At 37.5% G+C, this 253-nt stretch carries 1 protein-coding gene; it reads right to left on the bottom strand.

Features of this window, described 5'->3' with window-relative positions:
- Positions 1–253, bottom strand: a 253-nt coding sequence (locus AOA60_RS33325) for a hypothetical protein (protein WP_218240621.1), incomplete at both ends; no start/stop codon positions are given.

Genomic DNA, 253 nt, shown 5'->3' with positions numbered 1-253 from the left:
TCTGTATACACCACATCATAATGTCCGAGCTCTATCAACGACTGTGAAATGGCTGTTTCAAAATTGACTGTCCTAGCAAATCTATATATTAAATCTTGAAAAACCTCTGTTTGAATGGAACTATAGTCTTTCACTGTAATTTGAAGCTGCCCACCATCACCTTCATCTAATAACATTTTAGACAAAGTACGGTACGTGAAATCTCTAGGGATCGTTAAAACAGCAGTGACCTCTTCGTTTTCTAAGGCCAGTT

This window comes from Pseudomonas sp. 2822-17 (assembly GCF_002742485.1).
Lineage (GTDB): Bacteria > Pseudomonadota > Gammaproteobacteria > Pseudomonadales > Pseudomonadaceae > Aquipseudomonas > Aquipseudomonas cyclaminis.
Note: the sequence above shows the minus strand (reverse complement) of the source record. Positions and strands in the feature narration are given on the sequence as shown.